Raw genomic sequence first — 312 nt, forward strand, 5'->3', positions numbered from 1 at the left:
CGTTGGTCGCTGATGCATCGAATAATAAAGAATGAACTGATTTTCTGTGGCCATTTGTACGTTATAAGCTGCTTTCAATTGACCATTTTTCATGTGATCATCTTTCATTCGCATAAAGGTCGCATCCGGGTCTGTTTTCGAAAAGCTGTTTCGACCACCGAAGATCTCGTGGTGCTGACTATATTTCTCCAGACGAGGAAGGAAATCTTCGCGAATCGCTTTGACCGGCTTTTTCCACTCACTGCGCTTGGACCGGAGTTGCTTTCGTTTTTCGGTATCCTCTTCCAGATCAATAGCTTCCGTGAATACGTT

At 44.2% G+C, this 312-nt stretch carries 1 pseudogene; it reads right to left on the reverse strand.

The features are described 5' to 3' along the window. Positions 1-312 (reverse strand): annotated as a pseudogene (locus R0J87_RS19275) (IS1182-like element IS1182 family transposase); the annotation flags it as partial.

Origin of the sequence: Halomonas sp. SIMBA_159, from assembly GCF_046536035.1 — a bacterium.
GTDB lineage: Bacteria > Pseudomonadota > Gammaproteobacteria > Pseudomonadales > Halomonadaceae > Vreelandella > Vreelandella venusta_A.